A 16,191-nucleotide genomic window follows, 5' to 3' on the forward strand; every position below is an offset into this window, starting at 1 on the left:
ATGACGCCTCTCGACGCCAAGCGCCCGCTGCAACTGAACCATCAGGGTCAGCTGCAACATTTCCTCTCGCTCGACGGTTTGCCCCGCGAACTGCTCACCGAAATCCTCGACACCGCCGACTCCTTCCTTGAAGTCGGCGCCCGGGCGGTGAAGAAAGTCCCGCTGCTGCGCGGCAAGACCGTGTGCAACGTGTTCTTCGAGAACTCGACGCGCACCCGCACCACCTTCGAACTGGCGGCGCAACGGCTGTCGGCGGATGTCATCACCCTGAACGTGTCGACCTCTTCGACCAGCAAGGGCGAAACCCTGTTCGATACCCTGCGCAACCTGGAAGCCATGGCCGCCGACATGTTCGTGGTGCGTCACGGCGACTCCGGCGCGGCGCACTTCATTGCCGAGCATGTCTGCCCGCAGGTGGCGATCATCAACGGCGGTGACGGCCGCCACGCGCACCCGACCCAGGGCATGCTCGACATGCTGACCATTCGCCGCCACAAGGGCGACTTCAAGAACCTGTCGGTGGCCATCGTCGGCGACATCCTGCACTCGCGGGTTGCACGCTCGAACATGATCGCGCTCAAGGCGCTGGGTTGCCCGGACATCCGCGTGGTCGCGCCGAAAACCCTGCTGCCGATTGGCGTCGAGCAATACGGAGTGAAGGTTTACACGGATCTGGCCGAGGGTCTGAAAGACGTGGACGTGGTCATCATGCTGCGCCTGCAGCGCGAGCGCATGTCGGGCGGCCTGCTGCCCAGCGAAGGCGAGTTCTACCGCCTGTTCGGCCTGACCACCGCACGTCTTGCCGGCGCCAAGCCTGACGCCATCGTCATGCACCCAGGCCCGATCAACCGGGGCGTGGAAATCGAATCAGCGGTGGCCGACGGCGCCCACTCGGTGATTCTCAATCAAGTGACCTACGGCATCGCAGTGCGCATGGCCGTGTTGTCCATGGCCATGAGCGGCCAAACCGCACAACGTCAGTTCGAGCAGGAGAACGCCCAGTGAAGTTCAGCATCCTCGGCGCTCGCGTCATCGATCCGGTCAGCGGTCTGGATCAGGTCCTCGACATTCATCTGGAAGCCGGCAAGATCCTCGCCCTGGGCGCGGCACCCGCCGATTCCACCCCTTCGCAGACCATCGACGGCAAGGGCCTGATCGCCGCTCCCGGGCTGGTCGACCTGAACGTGTCCCTGCGCGAGCCGGGCTACAGCCGCAAAGGCAGCATTGCCAGCGAAACCCGCGCCGCAGCGGCCGGTGGCGTGACCAGCCTGTGCTGCCCGCCGCGCACCAAGCCGGTTCTGGATACCTCGGCGGTTGCCGAACTGATCCTTGACCGCGCCCGCGAAGCTGGCCACAGCAAGGTGTTCCCGATCGGCGCCCTGAGCAAGGGCCTGGAAGGCGAGCAACTGGCTGAACTGATCGCCCTGCGCGATGCTGGCTGCGTGGCCTTCACCAATGGTCTGCAGAACTTCGGCAGCAACCGCACCCTGTGCCGTGCGCTGGAGTACGCCGCCACCTTCGACCTGACGGTGATCTTCAACTCCCAGGACGCTGACCTGGCCGCCGGCGGCCTGGCCCATGACGGCCCGACGGCAGCCTTCCTCGGCCTGCCGGGCATCCCGGAAACCGCCGAAACCGTGGCCCTGGCCCGGGACCTGCTGCTGGTTGAGCAAAGCGGCGTGCGCGCCCACTTCACGCAATTGACCAGCGCCCGTGGCGTGGCCCTGATCGCCCAGGCCCAGGCACGCGGCCTGAAGGTGACAGCGGATGTGGCCCTGTATCAGTTGATCCTGACCGACGAGGCGCTGATCGATTTCTCCAGCCTCTATCACGTGCAACCGCCGCTGCGCACCCGCGCCGACCGCGATGCGCTGCGCGAGGCGGTCAAGTCGGGCGTGGTGCAGGCGATCTCCAGCCATCACCAGCCCCACGAGCGTGACGCCAAGCTGGCGCCGTTCGGCGCGACCGAGCCTGGCATCAGCAGCGTGGAGCTGTTGCTGCCGCTGGCCATGACCCTGGTGGAAGATGGCCTGCTGGACCTGCCGACATTGCTGGCGCGCTTGAGCTCCGGCCCAGCCTCCGCCCTGCGCCTGCCCACCGGGCAACTGGCGGCGGGTGCGGCGGCGGACCTGGTGCTGTTCGACCCGGCGGCGTCCACCGTGGCCGGCGAGAAGTGGCTGTCCAAGGGCGAAAACTGCCCGTTCCTGGGCCACTGCCTGCCGGGCGCGGTGAAGTACACCTTTGTGGATGGGCGAATCAGCTATATCGGTTGATCTGTTTCCACCCTGTAGGAGCGCGCTTGCCCGCGAAGGCGGTGTGTCAGCCATGCATGAATGGACTGATACACCGCCTTCGCGGGCAAGCGCGCTCCTACAAGCCGGCGGCGTCGATCAGGCCAGTGTCGTCGTTCGGGCCGGCGTCGCCGTTCAAGCCTATGCGGTCGGTCAGCGGCTTTGTGCGTTCTTCATGGACACCTGATCATTGAGCGTCCAGAAGTCATACAACACCCCCAGAAACGCCAACCCGCCGGTCAACAGGTACAGGATCCCGGTGATCCACTTGCCCTGATACATCCGGTGAACGCCAAACACGCCCAGAAACGTCAGCAGAATCCAGGCGACGCTGTAATCGGTTGAGCCTGCGTTGAAGCGCAGATCCGCCTCACGATCCATCGACGGGATCAGGAACAGGTCGATCAGCCAGCCGATGCCGAGCAATCCCAGGGTGAAAAACCAGATCGTGCCGGTCACCGGCTTGCCGTAATAGAAGCGGTGGGAACCGGTGAAACCGACTATCCACAGCAGATACCCCATGATCTTGCTGTGGGTGTCCGGGCGTTGAACGTCATGCTGATAGGTGTTCATTGGGTACCTCATTTGCCGCGATAGAAAAAAATATGCGTAACTTTTGTGACTTTCGTGCCGCCTTCCGACGTATGGCTTGAACCTCTCACCTTTCACGCAAACCCTTGTTCTGCAAGGCGATGGCTACAGGCATGTGACAGTTTACGGGTCAAAACTGACCGCAAGGGCAGTAAATTGTTCGACAAATGGCCTCGGAAAGCGTGCAAAAGCTGTTATAAAGTTGCGCGCTGACCAACATGAGCCCTGCCTAATGCGTCCATTTTTAAAGACATGGCTGACTATTTGTCTCTTTATGCCACTGGCCGCCCACGCCACCAATCGTGAGCAAACGCTACCCCCAAGCTTCTCCGGTTTCACTGCGAAAAGTCATCCTTCGCAAACCACCGAAACCACGGTAGCCAGCAACACCACCACCCAGGAAGCACTCGAGGAAACGGCTACGCCGCTCAAGACTTCCAGTAAAAAGAGCCGGGCAACCAAGGCCAAGAACGCCAAGGGTTCCCGCAAGATTTCGCAGAACACTGTCGCCCTTGCTGCACCTTCGCAGATGGGGACCAAACAGAGCAGCAACGTCGTCAATCGCGCTGTAAAAGCCATTGGCACACCTTATCGTTGGGGCGGCACCAGCCCAACAAAAGGGTTCGATTGCAGCGGTCTGGTGAAATACGCCTTCAACGACGTCAGTGAAGTGGATCTGCCGCGCACCTCCAACGCCATGGCCGAAGGCCACGGGCAGAAAGTGGACCGCAAGGATCTGAAACCGGGTGACCTGCTGTTCTTCAACATCAAGAGCCGCAAGGTCAATCACGTCGCCATCTACCTGGGTGACGACCGCTTTGTCCACGCACCGCGTCGTGGCAAGTCGGTGACCATCGATACGCTGAAGAAGCCGTATTGGGACAGCCACTACGTGGTTGCCAAGCGCGTGCTGCCCAAGCAGGCGCCGAACCACAAAGGCACCGTGCGCATCGCACAGCGCTGAGTTTTCCGGCTCAACCCAAATTGTAGGAGCGCGCTTGCCCGCGACAGCGTCGTATCAGGCACATTGAAGTTGCCAGACAGATCGCCGTCGCGGGCAAGCGCGCTCCTACAAGTGCGCCGCAATCAGAAATTATCCGGCGTCTTCGCCTTCTCGCGAGCGCTCTCGCGGGTAATCAGCCCTTTCGCAATCAAGTCCTTCAGGCACATGTCCAGTGTCTGCATGCCCAACGCCCCGCCGGTCTGGATCGACGAGTACATCTGCGCCACCTTGTCCTCGCGGATCAGGTTACGGATCGCCGAGGTGCCGATCATGATCTCGTGGGCCGCCACGCGACCGCCGCCAACCTTCTTGAGCAGCGCCTGGGACACGATGGCGTGCAACGACTCGGACAGCATCGAGCGGATCATCGATTTTTCCTGAGCCGGGAACACGTCCACGATCCGGTCGATACTCTTGGCCGCCGACGTGGTGTGCAGCGTGCCGAACACCAGGTGGCCGGTTTCCGCGGCGGTCAGCGCCAGGCGGATGGTTTCCAGGTCCCGCAGCTCGCCCACCAGGATCACGTCCGGGTCTTCACGCAGCGCTGAACGCAGGGCTTCGGCGAAGCCATGGGTGTCGCGGTGCACTTCACGCTGGTTGATCAGGCTCTTCTTGGACTCGTGAACGAATTCGATCGGGTCTTCGATGGTCAGGATGTGGTGATGCTTGTTGGCGTTCAGGTAATCGACCATCGCCGCCAGGGTCGTCGATTTACCGGAACCGGTCGGCCCGGTCACCAGCACCAGCCCGCGGGGCACGTCGGTAATCTTCCGAAACACTTCCCCCATGCCCAGCTCTTCCATGCTCAGGACCTTCGAAGGAATGGTCCGGAACACGGCACCCGCGCCACGGTTCTGGTTGAATGCGTTGACCCGGAAACGCGCAACGCCCGGCACCTCGAAGGAGAAGTCCGTTTCCAGATCCTCTTCGAAATCCTTGCGCTGCTTGTCGTTCATGATGTCGTAAATCAGCGCCTGGACTTCTTTCTGATCCAGCGCTGGCAGATTGATCCGCCTCACATCGCCATCGACACGAATCATCGGTGGCAGGCCGGCAGAGAGGTGTAAGTCCGACGCGCCTTGCTTGGCACTGAAGGCAAGCAGCTCGGTAATATCCATACAGCTCCTCATCACATAGAATGCCGCAGACTTTAGCCCTGCTGGCGCAAATCAATGTCCACGATAGCAGAGAACATTTCAACGCTCGCAGAGCGAATTCGTAACGCGGCGCAAGCGGCACAGCGCGATCCGGCATCCGTCGGCCTGCTGGCCGTGAGCAAGACCAAACCTGCCAGTGACCTGCGCGAAGCCCATGCCGCCGGATTGCGGGATTTTGGCGAGAACTACCTGCAGGAGGCCCTCGGCAAACAGGCCGAGTTGAGCGACCTGCCCTTGATCTGGCACTTCATCGGCCCCATCCAGTCGAACAAGACTCGCGCAATCGCCGAGAACTTCGCCTGGGTGCACTCCGTGGATCGTCTGAAAATCGCTCAACGCCTCTCCGAACAACGCCCCGCCGAGCTGCCACCGCTGAACATCTGCATCCAGGTCAACGTCAGCGGCGAGGCCAGCAAGTCCGGCTGCACCCCTGAAGACCTTCCGGCCCTGGCCCAGGCGATCAGCGCCCTGCCTAATCTGCGATTGCGCGGATTGATGGCAATTCCCGAGCCGACTGAAAATGGCGACGAACAGAACGCGGCCTTCGCGACCGTGCGCACTTTGCAAGATCGATTGAACCTGCCGCTCGACACGCTTTCCATGGGCATGAGCCACGACCTGGAGGCCGCCATCGCACAAGGCGCGACCTGGGTCCGGATCGGCACTGCCCTCTTCGGCGCCCGCGATTATGGGCAGCCTTAACCTTTGCCTCACAGGAAATCCTTCATGAGCAAGACCCGTATCGCGTTTATCGGTGCCGGAAACATGGCTGCCAGCCTGATTGGCGGCATGCGTGCCCAGGGTGTCGACGCTGAACTGATCCGCGCCAGCGACCCGGGTGCCGAAACCCGCGAGCGCATGGCCCGCGAGCATGGCATCAAGGTGGTGGCCGACAACGCCGAAGCCATCGAAGGCGCGGACGTTGTGCTGCTGGCCGTCAAGCCGCAAATGATGAAGGCCGTCTGCGAAGCGCTCAAACCTGCGCTCAAGCCTAACCAGTTGATCGTCTCGATTGCTGCGGGCATCACCTGCGCCAGCATGAAATCCTGGCTGGGCGAGCAGCCGCTGGTGCGCTGCATGCCCAACACCCCGGCGCTGCTGCGCCAGGGCGTGAGCGGGCTGTACGCCACCGACGACGTGACCCCGGCTCAGCGTCAGCAGGCCGAAACCCTGCTGTCGGCTGTGGGCATCGCCCTGTGGGTGGACACTGAAGCGCAGATTGACGCCGTGACTGCCGTATCAGGCAGCGGCCCTGCGTACTTCTTCCTGCTGATCGAAGCCATGACCGCCGCCGGCGTCAAGCTGGGTCTGTCTCCCGAGGTCGCCAAGCAACTGAGTCAGGAAACGGCTCTGGGTGCTGCGCGCATGGCCACCACCAGCGATGTCGATGCGGCCGAGTTGCGTCGTCGCGTGACCTCGCCTGCGGGCACCACGGAAGCGGCGATCAAATCGTTCCAGGCGGACGGTTTCGAAGCGATCGTTGAAAAGGCGCTTGGCGCAGCCGCTCATCGTTCGGCTGAACTGGCCGAACTGCTGGGCAAATAAGGAGCAATTCATGAATGCACTCACCGGCGCCACGATTTTCGTCATCCAGACCCTGGTCAGCCTGTACCTGACCATCGTCCTGCTGCGCTTCGTGCTGCAACTGGTCAAGGCCAACTTCTACAACCCGCTGAGCCAGTTCACGGTCAAGGCGACTCAGCCGCTGCTCAAGCCGATCCGGCGCATCGTGCCGAGCGTTCTGGGCCTGGATACCTCATCCCTACTGCTGGCGATCGTCATTCAGGCGCTGCTGATGGCCTTCGTGCTGATGATGACCTACGGCACCATTGGCGACGTGCCGCACCTGCTGATCTGGTCGTTGCTGGGGATCGTATCCCTGCTGCTGAAAATCTTCTGGGTGGCGATGATCATCATGGTGATCGTGTCCTGGATCGCGCCGGGCACGCACAACCCGGCGGCGGAACTGGCCTGGCAGATCAGCGAACCGGTGCTGGCGCCGTTTCGCCGGATCATTCCCAACCTGGGCGGCCTGGATATTTCGCCGATCTTCGCCTTCCTGGCGATCCAGGTGGTGCAGTCGTACGTGATGCCCGAGTTGGCCTCGTCCGTCGGCATGCCCCCGGAGTTGTGGCGGTTGATCTGACCCCGCACGCCGCTCAGTGCTGTAGGAGCGCGCTTGCCTGCGATGGCGGTGGGTCAGACGATACTTCGGTCCGGATCTGACGCCATCGCGGGCAAGCGCGCTCCTACGCCCTGCGGGCAAAATCAAAAGCCCGCTCAACGATTTACTTTGTTGCCGCTACCCCGCCCGATCTTTAGACTTACGCCTCATTTCAATGAGAGCAGGGTCGATGTCCACGGTGTTTCCCGAAGATTCTGTCGGTCTAGTCACGCCGCAAACGGCGCATTTCAGCGAGCCTCTGGCGCTGGCCTGCGGTCGCTCGCTGGCGGCCTACGACCTCATCTATGAAACCTACGGTCAACTCAACGCTGCCAAGAGCAACGCGGTGCTGATCTGTCACGCCCTGTCCGGCCACCACCACGCCGCTGGCTACCACAGCAGCGAGGACCGCAAGCCGGGCTGGTGGGATAGCTGCATCGGCCCCGGCAAGCCGATCGACACCAACAAATTCTTCGTCGTGAGCCTGAACAACCTCGGCGGCTGCAACGGCTCTACCGGCCCCAGCAGCATCAACCCGGAAACCGGCAAGCCATTCGGCGCCAACTTCCCGGTGCTGACCGTCGAAGACTGGGTGCACAGCCAGGCCCGCCTGGCCGACCGCCTGGGCATCATGCAATGGGCGGCGATCGTCGGCGGCAGCCTGGGCGGCATGCAGGCGCTGCAATGGACCATGACCTACCCGGACCGCGTGCGTCATTGCCTGGCAATCGCCTCGGCGCCCAAGCTCTCGGCGCAGAACATCGCCTTCAACGAAGTCGCCCGCCAGGCCATCCTCACCGACCCCGAGTTCCACGGCGGCTCGTTCCAGGAACAGGGCGTGATCCCCAAGCGCGGGCTGATGCTGGCGCGCATGGTCGGGCACATCACCTATCTGTCCGATGACTCCATGGGCGAAAAATTCGGCCGTGGCCTGAAGAATGAAAACCTCAACTACGACTTCCACAGCGTCGAGTTCCAGGTCGAAAGCTACCTGCGCTACCAGGGTGAAGAGTTCTCCGGGCGTTTCGACGCCAACACCTACCTGCTGATGACCAAGGCACTGGACTACTTCGATCCCGCTGCCAGCTTCAACGACGATCTGGCGGCCACCTTCGCCAAGGTCTCGGCCAAGTTCTGCGTGATGTCGTTCACCACCGACTGGCGCTTCTCCCCGGCCCGCTCCCGTGAGCTGGTGGACGCGCTGATGGCCGCCAAGAAAGACGTCTGCTACCTGGAAATCGACGCTCCACAGGGCCACGACGCCTTCCTGATGCCGATCCCGCGCTACCTGCAGGCTTTCTCCAGCTACATGAACCGAATTGCACTCTGAGGACACCATGAGAGCCGACCTGGAAATCATCCAAGACTGGATACCGGCAGGCAGCCGCGTGCTCGACCTCGGCTGCGGCGACGGCGAATTGCTGGCCTGGCTGCAGGAACACAAGCAAGTCACCGGCTACGGCCTGGAAAACGACGCCGACAATATTGCCCGCTGCGTGGCACGGGGCGTCAACGTCATCGAGCAGGACCTGGACAAGGGCCTGGGCAACTTCGCCAGCAACAGTTTCGACATCGTGGTCATGACCCAGGCGCTGCAAGCCGTGCACTACCCTGACCGGATCCTCGATGAAATGCTGCGCGTGGGTCGCCAGTGCATCATCACCTTCCCCAACTTCGGCCACTGGCGCTGCCGCTGGTACCTGGCGAGCAAGGGCCGGATGCCGGTATCGGAGTTCCTGCCGTACACCTGGTACAACACGCCAAACATCCACTTCTGCACCTTCGCCGACTTCGAAGAGCTGTGCCGGGGCCGTTCGGCCAAGGTCATTGATCGGCTGGCGGTCGATCAACAGCATCGTCATGGCTGGGCAAGCAAGCTATGGCCTAATCTGTTGGGTGAGATCGGCATCTATCGCGTCAGCAGCCCAAGCCTGCAGGACCACCAGATCGCCGTGTAACCCCGATATCAGGAGGAACGATCATGCGCCGTCTGACTTTACTGCTTGGCGTGCTGCTCACGCTGGCAACCCAGGTGATGGCCGCCGACAGCGCAAGCCCGAACCGGCAACAGCAGTTCGGCGACCTGATCGTTCACTACAACGCCTTCGCCTCGGGAGTGCTGCAACCGCAGATCGCCCAGCAGAACGGCCTGACCCGCAGCAAGGGCATGGGCGTCATCAACATCACGGCGATCAGGGACGGCAAGACCGTTACCGCCAGTGTCGATGGTTCGGTAGCCGACCTGACCGGCCGCAAAAAGCCGCTGACCTTCAGGCCGATCAGCGAAAACAGCTCGGTCAACTACATCGCGCAGTTCGCGGTGGAGCCCGACACCTCGGCGACCTATGTCTTCACGATCAACGTCAAAGCCGGTGATGGCGAAACCCACACGCTGAGCTTCAACCAACAGATTTTCACGGATCAATGATGAATTTTCCCCAACTCGTACTGGCCAGCCACAACGCCGGCAAACTCAAGGAACTGCAAGCCATGCTCGGCGGCAGTGTCCAGTTGCGCTCCATCGGCGAATTCAGCACGGTCGAGCCTGAAGAAACCGGCCTGTCGTTCGTCGAGAACGCCATCCTCAAGGCCCGCAACGCGGCGCGCATCTCCGGCCTGCCGGCACTGGCCGACGACTCGGGGCTGGCGGTGGATTTTCTTGGCGGCGCACCTGGCATCTATTCTGCGCGCTACGCCGACGGTAAAGGCGATGCGGCCAACAATGCCAAGCTGCTGGACGCCCTCAAGGACGTGCCCGAAGAACAGCGTGGCGCGCAGTTCGTCTGCGTCCTGGCGCTGGTGCGGCATGCCGACGACCCGCTGCCGATCCTCTGCGAAGGCCTGTGGCACGGGCGCATCCTGACGGCCGCCAGCGGCGAGCACGGCTTCGGCTACGACCCGTTGTTCTGGGTGCCGGAGCGCAACCTGTCCAGCGCCGAACTGACCCCTGCCGACAAGAACCAGATCAGCCACCGTGCCCGCGCCATGGCCATCCTGCGTCAGCGTCTGCAGTTGGATGCAGCATCGACATGACCCAGGATTCCACCACCCGGCCGCTGATCCTTGGCGCGGCCGGTTTCAGCTCCGAGCAGCCGAGAAGCCCGTTGCCCGAGCTGCCCCCGCTGTCGCTGTACATCCATATTCCGTGGTGCGTGCGCAAATGCCCGTACTGCGACTTCAACTCCCACACCGCCAGCGCAGTCCTGCCGGAACAGGAGTACGTCGACGCGCTGCTGGCAGATCTGGATCAGGACCTGCAGCACGTCTACGGCCGCGAACTGAGCACGATCTTCTTCGGTGGCGGTACGCCAAGCCTGTTCAGCGCCGATGCACTCGGGCGGCTGCTCAAGGGCGTGGAGCAGCGCATTCGCTTCGCAGCGGACATCGAGATCACTCTGGAAGCCAACCCCGGCACCTTCGAGCAGGTCAAGTTCAGCGCCTACCGGGGCCTGGGTATCAATCGGCTGTCCATCGGCATCCAGAGTTTCCAGGAAGCCAAGCTCAAGGCCCTCGGCCGCATCCACAATGGCGACGAAGCCGTGCGTGCAGCAGACATGGCGCGCCAGGCGGGCTTCGATAACTTCAACTTGGATTTGATGCACGGCCTGCCGGATCAGTCCCAGGATGACGCCCTGGGCGACCTGCGCCAGGCCATCGCGCTGGCGCCGACGCACCTGTCCTGGTATCAACTGACGCTGGAGCCGAACACGGTGTTCTGGAATCAGCCGCCGACACTGCCCGAAGATGACATCCTCTGGGACATCCAGGAGGCCGGTCAGACGCTGCTGCGGGAAAACGGCTACGCCCAGTACGAAGTCTCGGCCTACGCCCAGCCAGGCCGCACTGCACGGCATAACCTCAATTACTGGAGCTTCGGCGACTTCATCGGCATCGGCGCGGGCGCCCACGGCAAGCTCAGCCATCCAGACGGGCGCATCGTGCGTACCTGGAAGACCCGCCTGCCAAAGGATTACCTCAACCCGGCCAAGCCCTTCCAGGCCGGCGAGAAGCTGTTGCCGCTGGACGAAATGCCCTTTGAATTCCTGATGAACGCCTTGCGCCTGACAAAAGGCGTGGACGCTGCATTATTTGCCCGCCGCACCGGTCTAAGCCTCGATTCGCTGGCCAGCGCCCGTCGGCAGGCTGAACAACGGGGCCTGCTGGAAGCCGATGAAACGCGACTGGTCGCCACTGCCCGCGGTCAACTGTTCCTCAATGACCTGCTGCAGGACTTTCTTCTTTAAGGCTTAACTAAGGACCCTGAATGGATCTCGTACTCGACCTGCTGGCCACCGTCTCACGCTGGAGCCGCAGCAACCTGTCGGAAATCGCCCTGGCGTTGGTGGGCTGTCTGCTGATCCTGTTCGGCGCAGACATCAAGGGCTGGATCGAAGGCCGCCTGAGCAGCTTTGCCGGCGCCTTGCGCGTACCGGTCATGGCCCTGCTGTGCACCATCGGCAGCGGCGCGGCGCTGATCTACGCCACACCCTGGGTGGTGCGCGGCCTGAGCCAGTTCAACAACTACAGCCTGGCGCCGGTGTTGCTGGTGGTGCTGGTGCTGATCGGCGTCGTCGCCGACCGCAAGTGACCTACGACACGTTGTAGGAGCGCGCTTGCCCGCGACTGCGGTGTGTCAGCGACATAATCGTTACTGATACGCCGCCGTCGCGGGCAAGCGCGCTCCTACGAGGGTCAGGAGAACTTACGCCAGCTTCTCGAACTTCAAATCCCAAACCCCATGCCCCAACCGCTCACCACGGCGTTCGAACTTGGTGATTGGACGTTCTGCAGGGCGCGGGACGCATTTGCCGTCTTCGGCCAGGTTGCGATAACCCGGCGCGACGTTCATCACTTCCAGCATGTACTCGGCATAGGGCTCCCAGTCGGTAGCCATGTGCAGAATGCCGCCTGGCTTGAGCTTGCTGCGCACCAGCGCGGCGAACTCAGCCTGGACGATACGGCGCTTGTGGTGACGCGACTTGTGCCATGGGTCCGGGAAGAACAGCATCAGGCGATCGAGGCTGTTGTCGGCCACGCAGCGGTTGAGCACTTCGATCGCGTCGCAATCGTAGACCCGCACGTTGGTCAGGCCCTGAGTCAGCACGCCGTTGAGCAGCGCACCGACACCCGGACGGTGCACTTCAACGCCGATGAAATCCTGCTCAGGTGCCGCCGCTGCCATTTCCAGCAGCGAGTGGCCCATGCCGAAGCCGATTTCCAGGGTGCGCGGCGCCGAGCGACCAAACACCTTGTCGTAATCGACCGGCGCGTCGGCCAGTGGCAGCACGAACAGCGGGCGCCCCTGATCCAGGCCGCGCTGCTGGCCTTCGGTCATGCGCCCGGCGCGCATCACAAAGCTCTTGATGCGCCGGTGATGGCTGTCGTCGCCCTGCTCTTTACCGTCTTCGTCGTTCATCACTTCGTCGTCCGGAAGTGGGTCGCTGCTTTGCGAATCAATCATCAACAGGCTCTTACTTGATCAGACCATCCAGCGGCGAGGACGCGCTGGCATAGAGTTTCTTCTGCATGCGACCAGCCAGGTAAGCCATGCGGCCTGCCAGGATGGCGTGTTTCATGGCTTCGGCCATGAGGATCGGTTGCTGCGCATGGGCGATGGCCGAGTTCATCAGCACCGCTTCGCAGCCCAGTTCCATGGCGATGGTGGCGTCGGATGCAGTACCGACTCCAGCATCGACCAGCACCGGGACTTTCGATTCTTCGAGGATGATCTGCAGATTGTACGGGTTGCAGATGCCAAGACCGCTGCCAATCAGACCGGCCAGCGGCATGACCGCACAGCAGCCGATTTCAGCCAGTTGGCGGGCGATGATCGGATCATCGCTGGTGTAGACCATCACGTCGAAGCCTTCCTTGACCAGCGTTTCGGCGGCCTTGAGGGTTTCAATCACGTTGGGGAACAGAGTCTTCTGGTCGGCCAGCACTTCCAGTTTGACCAGGTTGTGGCCGTCGAGCAGCTCACGGGCCAGGCGGCAGGTGCGCACGGCTTCGATGGCATCGTAGCAGCCAGCCGTGTTGGGCAAGAAGGTGTAGCGATCTGGTGACAGCACCTGGAGCAGGTTCGGTTCGCCTTCGATCTGGCCGAGGTTGGTACGGCGCACAGCGAAGGTGACGATCTCGGCGCCCGAGGCTTCGATGGCCAGACGGGTTTCTTCCATATCCTTGTACTTGCCAGTGCCGACCAACAGGCGCGACTGGAAAGTACGACCGGCCACTGTGAACGGCTTGTCGCTACGAACATTGCTCATCGAAAATCCTCTTTACGGTTGAGGTTTTTGCAGTTCTTCTGGATCAGGCAGGCTGCGGCGCTGCGGATCAACCGCCGCCGATGGCGTGCACGACTTCGACCTGATCGCCCTCATTCAACGCCGTGGAGGCGTGCTGGCTGCGCGGGACGATATCCAGATTGAGCTCGACCGCGATACGGCGCCCGGCCAGGTCCAGACGGGCAAGCAATGCCGCAACGGTCTCGCCGTCGGGCAGTTCATAGGATTCACCGTTCAACTGAATGCGCATGCGAAGGGCAGCCATCATTTTAGGGGGCGTGCATTCTAGCCCGATCAGTCAGGATTCCCAAGGCAAAGGCGCGCCATTCGTCCTGCACAGGTCTAGAGCCCCGTAGCAGCACGGCTTGCCGGCGTCAGCGATCTTGAGGGCGCCGACGCCGGCAAGCCGGACTGCTACGGGGTCTGTGTCGTGGTTCAGAGGGTATCCAGCCCCAGCCGCCACGCGAGCCAGCCCAGGATGAACCAGCCGATCAGAAAGCACAGTCCGCCAATCGGCGTGATGATGCCCAGCTTGCTGACGCCGGTCAGGGTCAGCAGGTACAGGCTGCCGGAGAACAGCAGGATGCCCAGCACGAAGGCGATCCCGGCATAACTCACCAGCCGCCCTTGAATCTGTGTCGCCAGAATCGCCACGCCGAAAATCGCCAGGGCGTGAATCAACTGATAGAGCACACCTGTGTGAAAGATCGCCAGGTACTCCGGCGTCAGGCGGTTTTTCAGGCCGTGGGCTGCGAATGCGCCGAGGGCAACGCCGGTGAATCCGAAGAATGCAGCCAACATCAGAAAGGTTCGTAACATGTGCAGCTCCCTGCGAAGTCGTTCAATGGCCCGTGGTCTGTATAATGGCCCGCTCAACTGGTTCGGCCAAGCCATCTCTATGCTGCGTTTTCTCCTTCGTCGTGTCGCCAAAGGCCTGCTCTGGTTCGCAGCGGCAAGTGTCGTGCTGGTTTTGATCTTCCGTTTCGTGCCTCCTCCGTTTACCGCATTGATGGTCGAGCGCAAGATCGAATCCTGGTTCGACGGCCAGCCCATTGACCTGCAGCGCGACTGGGAGCCGTGGGAGAAGATCTCCGATGACCTGAAAGTCGCGGTGATCGCCGGTGAAGACCAGAAATTCGCCGAGCACTGGGGTTTCGATATCGACGCCATCCAGGCCGCACTGGTTCACAACGAGCGTGGCGGCTCCATTCGCGGCGCCAGCACCCTGAGCCAGCAGGTGTCGAAGAACCTGTTCCTGTGGTCCGGCCGCAGCTACCTGCGCAAGGGCCTGGAAGCCTGGTTCACCGGGTTGATCGAGGTGTTCTGGTCCAAGCAGCGGATTCTCGAGGTGTACGTCAACAGCGTGGAATGGGACGACGGCGTCTTCGGCGCCCAGGCTGCCGCGCAGCATCACTTCCACGTCAACGCCAGCCAGCTATCGACCCAGCAGGCCAGCTACCTGGCCGCCGTCCTGCCCAACCCGCGGGAATGGAGCGCCAGCCACCCGAGCAGCTACGTCTCACGCCGCGCCGGCTGGATCCGCCAGCAGATGCGGCAGTTGGGTGGGGATGATTATCTGGTGGGGATAAACAATCGGCGGCAGTGGTAACAGCTGCCCCTGTAGGAGCGCGCTTGCCCGCGACTGCAATGTGTCAGCGAACAGATCGGTCATTGATGCACTGCGGTCGCGGGCAAGCGCGCTCCTACAACGTATGGCGCTGAACTCCCAAACAAAAACGCCCCGATCATCTCGGGGCGTTTTGCATTGCGGCTTGTCGCTTACGCGGCAATCGACAGCTTGAGCTTGTTCATCGCGCTCTTTTCCAACTGACGAATACGCTCGGCAGACACGTTGTACTTCTCGGCCAGGTCGTGCAGCGTGGCCTTTTCCTCGGCCAGCCAGCGCTGGTAGAGAATGTCGCGGCTGCGGTCGTCCAGCACGTTCAACGCTTCGTGCAGGTTGGCCGTCGAGCTGTCAGTCCAGTCGGCATCTTCCAGCTGGCGGGCCGGATCGTAGCGATGGTCTTCCAGGTAGTTGGCCGGCGACTGGAATGCGCTGTCGTCGTCAGCTTCGGCTGCCGGGTCGAACGCCATGTCCTGACCGGTCAGGCGGCTTTCCATTTCGCGCACTTCACGGGGCTCCACACCCAGGCTTTCAGCCACGCGGTGCACTTCTTCGTTGTTCAGCCAGGCCAGACGCTTTTTCTGGCTGCGCAGGTTGAAGAACAGCTTGCGCTGAGCCTTGGTGGTGGCGACTTTCACGATGCGCCAGTTGCGCAGGATGAACTCGTGAATCTCGGCCTTGATCCAGTGCACAGCGAACGACACCAGACGAACGCCCATTTCAGGGTTGAAGCGTTTTACAGCCTTCATCAGGCCGACGTTACCTTCCTGGATCAGATCTGCCTGAGCCAGGCCGTAACCGGAATAGCTACGTGCGATGTGCACGACGAAACGCAGATGGGCGAGCACCATCTGGCGGGCCGACTCTAAATTCTGCTCGTAATAGAGACTCTCGGCCAGTTCACGCTCCTGCTCGGGAGTCAGCAGCGGAATGCTGTTCACCGTGTGCACATAGGCTTCCAGGTTTGCACCGGGAACCAGGGCATAAGCAGGTTGCAAAGAATTGGTCATACGAAAAAACCTCCTACACATGACTCGTGCAGTTCAGCACTGCGAAATTGACCGGGAACCGCGAGAC

At 62.0% G+C, this 16,191-nt stretch carries 20 protein-coding genes; 13 read left to right on the forward strand and 7 right to left on the reverse strand.

What is annotated here, in order from left to right:
* Window positions 1–1,005, forward strand: coding sequence for an aspartate carbamoyltransferase catalytic subunit (locus ACIPOO_RS17400; RefSeq protein ID WP_274131649.1), 1,005 nt, complete (start codon window positions 1–3; stop codon window positions 1,003–1,005).
* The gene (locus tag ACIPOO_RS17405; protein ID WP_400608699.1) at window positions 1,002–2,273 is read left to right on the forward strand and encodes a dihydroorotase; all 1,272 of its coding nucleotides are present in this window, start codon (window positions 1,002–1,004) and stop codon (window positions 2,271–2,273) included. Before ACIPOO_RS17400 ends, ACIPOO_RS17405 begins: the two co-directional genes overlap by 4 nt.
* A 171-nt stretch (window positions 2,274–2,444) precedes the next feature.
* Here the strand turns inward: ACIPOO_RS17405 and ACIPOO_RS17410 are convergent, their stop codons facing one another.
* Window positions 2,445–2,864, reverse strand: a complete 420-nt coding sequence (locus ACIPOO_RS17410) for an NINE protein (RefSeq protein WP_400608700.1) — start codon at window positions 2,862–2,864, stop codon at window positions 2,445–2,447.
* A gap of 250 nt (window positions 2,865–3,114) precedes the next feature.
* Between ACIPOO_RS17410 and ACIPOO_RS17415 the strand changes: the two genes are divergently transcribed.
* The gene (locus ACIPOO_RS17415) at window positions 3,115–3,846 is read left to right on the forward strand and encodes a C40 family peptidase (RefSeq protein ID WP_274131652.1); all 732 of its coding nucleotides are present in this window, start codon (window positions 3,115–3,117) and stop codon (window positions 3,844–3,846) included.
* Between the two features lie 122 nt (window positions 3,847–3,968).
* Here the strand turns inward: ACIPOO_RS17415 and ACIPOO_RS17420 are convergent, their stop codons facing one another.
* Window positions 3,969–5,003 carry a type IV pilus twitching motility protein PilT gene (locus ACIPOO_RS17420; RefSeq protein WP_274131653.1) on the reverse strand — a complete coding sequence of 345 codons (1,035 nt, stop codon included), beginning with the start codon at window positions 5,001–5,003 and terminating at the stop codon, window positions 3,969–3,971.
* 54 nt (window positions 5,004–5,057) lie between these two features.
* Here ACIPOO_RS17420 and ACIPOO_RS17425 point away from each other — a divergent pair, with 54 nt between their 5' ends.
* From ACIPOO_RS17425 to ACIPOO_RS17465, 9 genes are all read left to right on the forward strand, one after another.
* Window positions 5,058–5,744, forward strand: coding sequence for a YggS family pyridoxal phosphate-dependent enzyme (locus tag ACIPOO_RS17425; protein ID WP_400608701.1), 687 nt, complete (start codon window positions 5,058–5,060; stop codon window positions 5,742–5,744).
* Between the two features lie 24 nt (window positions 5,745–5,768).
* Window positions 5,769–6,587, forward strand: a complete 819-nt coding sequence (gene proC, locus ACIPOO_RS17430) for a pyrroline-5-carboxylate reductase (protein WP_400608702.1) — start codon at window positions 5,769–5,771, stop codon at window positions 6,585–6,587.
* A gap of 10 nt (window positions 6,588–6,597) precedes the next feature.
* Complete coding sequence (locus ACIPOO_RS17435; protein WP_274131659.1) at window positions 6,598–7,188, forward strand: YggT family protein; 591 nt, start codon at window positions 6,598–6,600, stop codon at window positions 7,186–7,188.
* A 208-nt stretch (window positions 7,189–7,396) separates the two neighbouring features.
* The gene (locus ACIPOO_RS17440; RefSeq protein WP_274131661.1) at window positions 7,397–8,536 is read left to right on the forward strand and encodes a homoserine O-acetyltransferase; all 1,140 of its coding nucleotides are present in this window, start codon (window positions 7,397–7,399) and stop codon (window positions 8,534–8,536) included.
* A 7-nt stretch (window positions 8,537–8,543) separates the two neighbouring features.
* On the forward strand, window positions 8,544–9,164 hold the full coding sequence (gene metW / locus ACIPOO_RS17445) for a methionine biosynthesis protein MetW (RefSeq protein ID WP_400608703.1): 621 nt from the start codon (window positions 8,544–8,546) through the stop codon (window positions 9,162–9,164).
* Between the two features lie 23 nt (window positions 9,165–9,187).
* Window positions 9,188–9,634 carry a DUF4426 domain-containing protein gene (locus ACIPOO_RS17450; protein WP_400608704.1) on the forward strand — a complete coding sequence of 149 codons (447 nt, stop codon included), beginning with the start codon at window positions 9,188–9,190 and terminating at the stop codon, window positions 9,632–9,634.
* Window positions 9,631–10,239, forward strand: coding sequence for an RdgB/HAM1 family non-canonical purine NTP pyrophosphatase (rdgB, locus tag ACIPOO_RS17455; protein WP_274131664.1), 609 nt, complete (start codon window positions 9,631–9,633; stop codon window positions 10,237–10,239). The genes ACIPOO_RS17450 and rdgB overlap by 4 nt, the downstream gene beginning before the upstream one ends.
* Window positions 10,236–11,450, forward strand: coding sequence for a radical SAM family heme chaperone HemW (gene hemW / locus ACIPOO_RS17460; protein WP_400608705.1), 1,215 nt, complete (start codon window positions 10,236–10,238; stop codon window positions 11,448–11,450). Before rdgB ends, hemW begins: the two co-directional genes overlap by 4 nt.
* A gap of 20 nt (window positions 11,451–11,470) precedes the next feature.
* Window positions 11,471–11,794, forward strand: a complete 324-nt coding sequence (locus tag ACIPOO_RS17465; protein WP_062385487.1) for a DUF3392 domain-containing protein — start codon at window positions 11,471–11,473, stop codon at window positions 11,792–11,794.
* Between the two features lie 114 nt (window positions 11,795–11,908).
* Here ACIPOO_RS17465 and trmB read toward each other — a convergent pair whose 3' ends face one another.
* From trmB to ACIPOO_RS17485, 4 genes are all read right to left on the reverse strand, one after another.
* Complete coding sequence (gene trmB, locus ACIPOO_RS17470) at window positions 11,909–12,622, reverse strand: tRNA (guanosine(46)-N7)-methyltransferase TrmB (RefSeq protein WP_400608733.1); 714 nt, start codon at window positions 12,620–12,622, stop codon at window positions 11,909–11,911.
* 55 nt (window positions 12,623–12,677) lie between these two features.
* Complete coding sequence (locus ACIPOO_RS17475) at window positions 12,678–13,472, reverse strand: thiazole synthase (RefSeq protein WP_274135237.1); 795 nt, start codon at window positions 13,470–13,472, stop codon at window positions 12,678–12,680.
* 67 nt (window positions 13,473–13,539) lie between these two features.
* Entirely contained in the window at window positions 13,540–13,740 is a 201-nt protein-coding gene (thiS, locus tag ACIPOO_RS17480) for a sulfur carrier protein ThiS (RefSeq protein WP_400608706.1), read from the reverse strand.
* Between the two features lie 185 nt (window positions 13,741–13,925).
* Complete coding sequence (locus ACIPOO_RS17485) at window positions 13,926–14,309, reverse strand: DUF423 domain-containing protein (protein ID WP_400608707.1); 384 nt, start codon at window positions 14,307–14,309, stop codon at window positions 13,926–13,928.
* A gap of 79 nt (window positions 14,310–14,388) precedes the next feature.
* On the opposite strand from ACIPOO_RS17485, the gene mtgA reads away from it, so the two are divergent.
* Window positions 14,389–15,099 (forward strand): monofunctional biosynthetic peptidoglycan transglycosylase, encoded by a 711-nt coding sequence (gene mtgA, locus ACIPOO_RS17490; protein ID WP_274135234.1) that lies wholly within the window; start codon window positions 14,389–14,391, stop codon window positions 15,097–15,099.
* Window positions 15,100–15,269: 170 nt separating this feature from the next.
* On the opposite strand, the gene rpoH is transcribed toward mtgA, so the two are convergent.
* Window positions 15,270–16,124, reverse strand: a complete 855-nt coding sequence (rpoH, locus tag ACIPOO_RS17495; protein ID WP_274135233.1) for an RNA polymerase sigma factor RpoH — start codon at window positions 16,122–16,124, stop codon at window positions 15,270–15,272.
* Window positions 16,125–16,191: the final 67 nt, after the last annotated feature.

This window comes from Pseudomonas sp. NPDC090201, from assembly GCF_044746825.1.
Taxonomy (GTDB): Bacteria; Pseudomonadota; Gammaproteobacteria; order Pseudomonadales; family Pseudomonadaceae; genus Aquipseudomonas; species Aquipseudomonas putida_AD.

Bases quoted from the DNA above. Each gene is read 5' to 3' on its own strand.
- ACIPOO_RS17400 (WP_274131649.1), top strand. From the start codon at position 1: ATGACGCCTCTCGACGCCAAGCGCCCGCTGCAACTGAACCATCAGGGT.
- ACIPOO_RS17410 (WP_400608700.1), bottom strand. From the start codon at position 2,864: ATGAACACCTATCAGCATGACGTTCAACGCCCGGACACCCACAGCAAG.
- ACIPOO_RS17415 (WP_274131652.1), top strand. From the start codon at position 3,115: ATGCGTCCATTTTTAAAGACATGGCTGACTATTTGTCTCTTTATGCCA.
- ACIPOO_RS17420 (WP_274131653.1), bottom strand. From the start codon at position 5,003: ATGGATATTACCGAGCTGCTTGCCTTCAGTGCCAAGCAAGGCGCGTCG.
- ACIPOO_RS17425 (WP_400608701.1), top strand. From the start codon at position 5,058: ATGTCCACGATAGCAGAGAACATTTCAACGCTCGCAGAGCGAATTCGT.
- proC (WP_400608702.1), top strand. From the start codon at position 5,769: ATGAGCAAGACCCGTATCGCGTTTATCGGTGCCGGAAACATGGCTGCC.
- ACIPOO_RS17435 (WP_274131659.1), top strand. From the start codon at position 6,598: ATGAATGCACTCACCGGCGCCACGATTTTCGTCATCCAGACCCTGGTC.
- ACIPOO_RS17440 (WP_274131661.1), top strand. From the start codon at position 7,397: ATGTCCACGGTGTTTCCCGAAGATTCTGTCGGTCTAGTCACGCCGCAA.
- metW (WP_400608703.1), top strand. From the start codon at position 8,544: ATGAGAGCCGACCTGGAAATCATCCAAGACTGGATACCGGCAGGCAGC.
- ACIPOO_RS17450 (WP_400608704.1), top strand. From the start codon at position 9,188: ATGCGCCGTCTGACTTTACTGCTTGGCGTGCTGCTCACGCTGGCAACC.
- rdgB (WP_274131664.1), top strand. From the start codon at position 9,631: ATGATGAATTTTCCCCAACTCGTACTGGCCAGCCACAACGCCGGCAAA.
- hemW (WP_400608705.1), top strand. From the start codon at position 10,236: ATGACCCAGGATTCCACCACCCGGCCGCTGATCCTTGGCGCGGCCGGT.
- ACIPOO_RS17465 (WP_062385487.1), top strand. From the start codon at position 11,471: ATGGATCTCGTACTCGACCTGCTGGCCACCGTCTCACGCTGGAGCCGC.
- trmB (WP_400608733.1), bottom strand. From the start codon at position 12,622: ATGAACGACGAAGACGGTAAAGAGCAGGGCGACGACAGCCATCACCGG.
- ACIPOO_RS17475 (WP_274135237.1), bottom strand. From the start codon at position 13,472: ATGAGCAATGTTCGTAGCGACAAGCCGTTCACAGTGGCCGGTCGTACT.
- thiS (WP_400608706.1), bottom strand. From the start codon at position 13,740: ATGCGCATTCAGTTGAACGGTGAATCCTATGAACTGCCCGACGGCGAG.
- ACIPOO_RS17485 (WP_400608707.1), bottom strand. From the start codon at position 14,309: ATGTTACGAACCTTTCTGATGTTGGCTGCATTCTTCGGATTCACCGGC.
- mtgA (WP_274135234.1), top strand. From the start codon at position 14,389: ATGCTGCGTTTTCTCCTTCGTCGTGTCGCCAAAGGCCTGCTCTGGTTC.
- rpoH (WP_274135233.1), bottom strand. From the start codon at position 16,124: ATGACCAATTCTTTGCAACCTGCTTATGCCCTGGTTCCCGGTGCAAAC.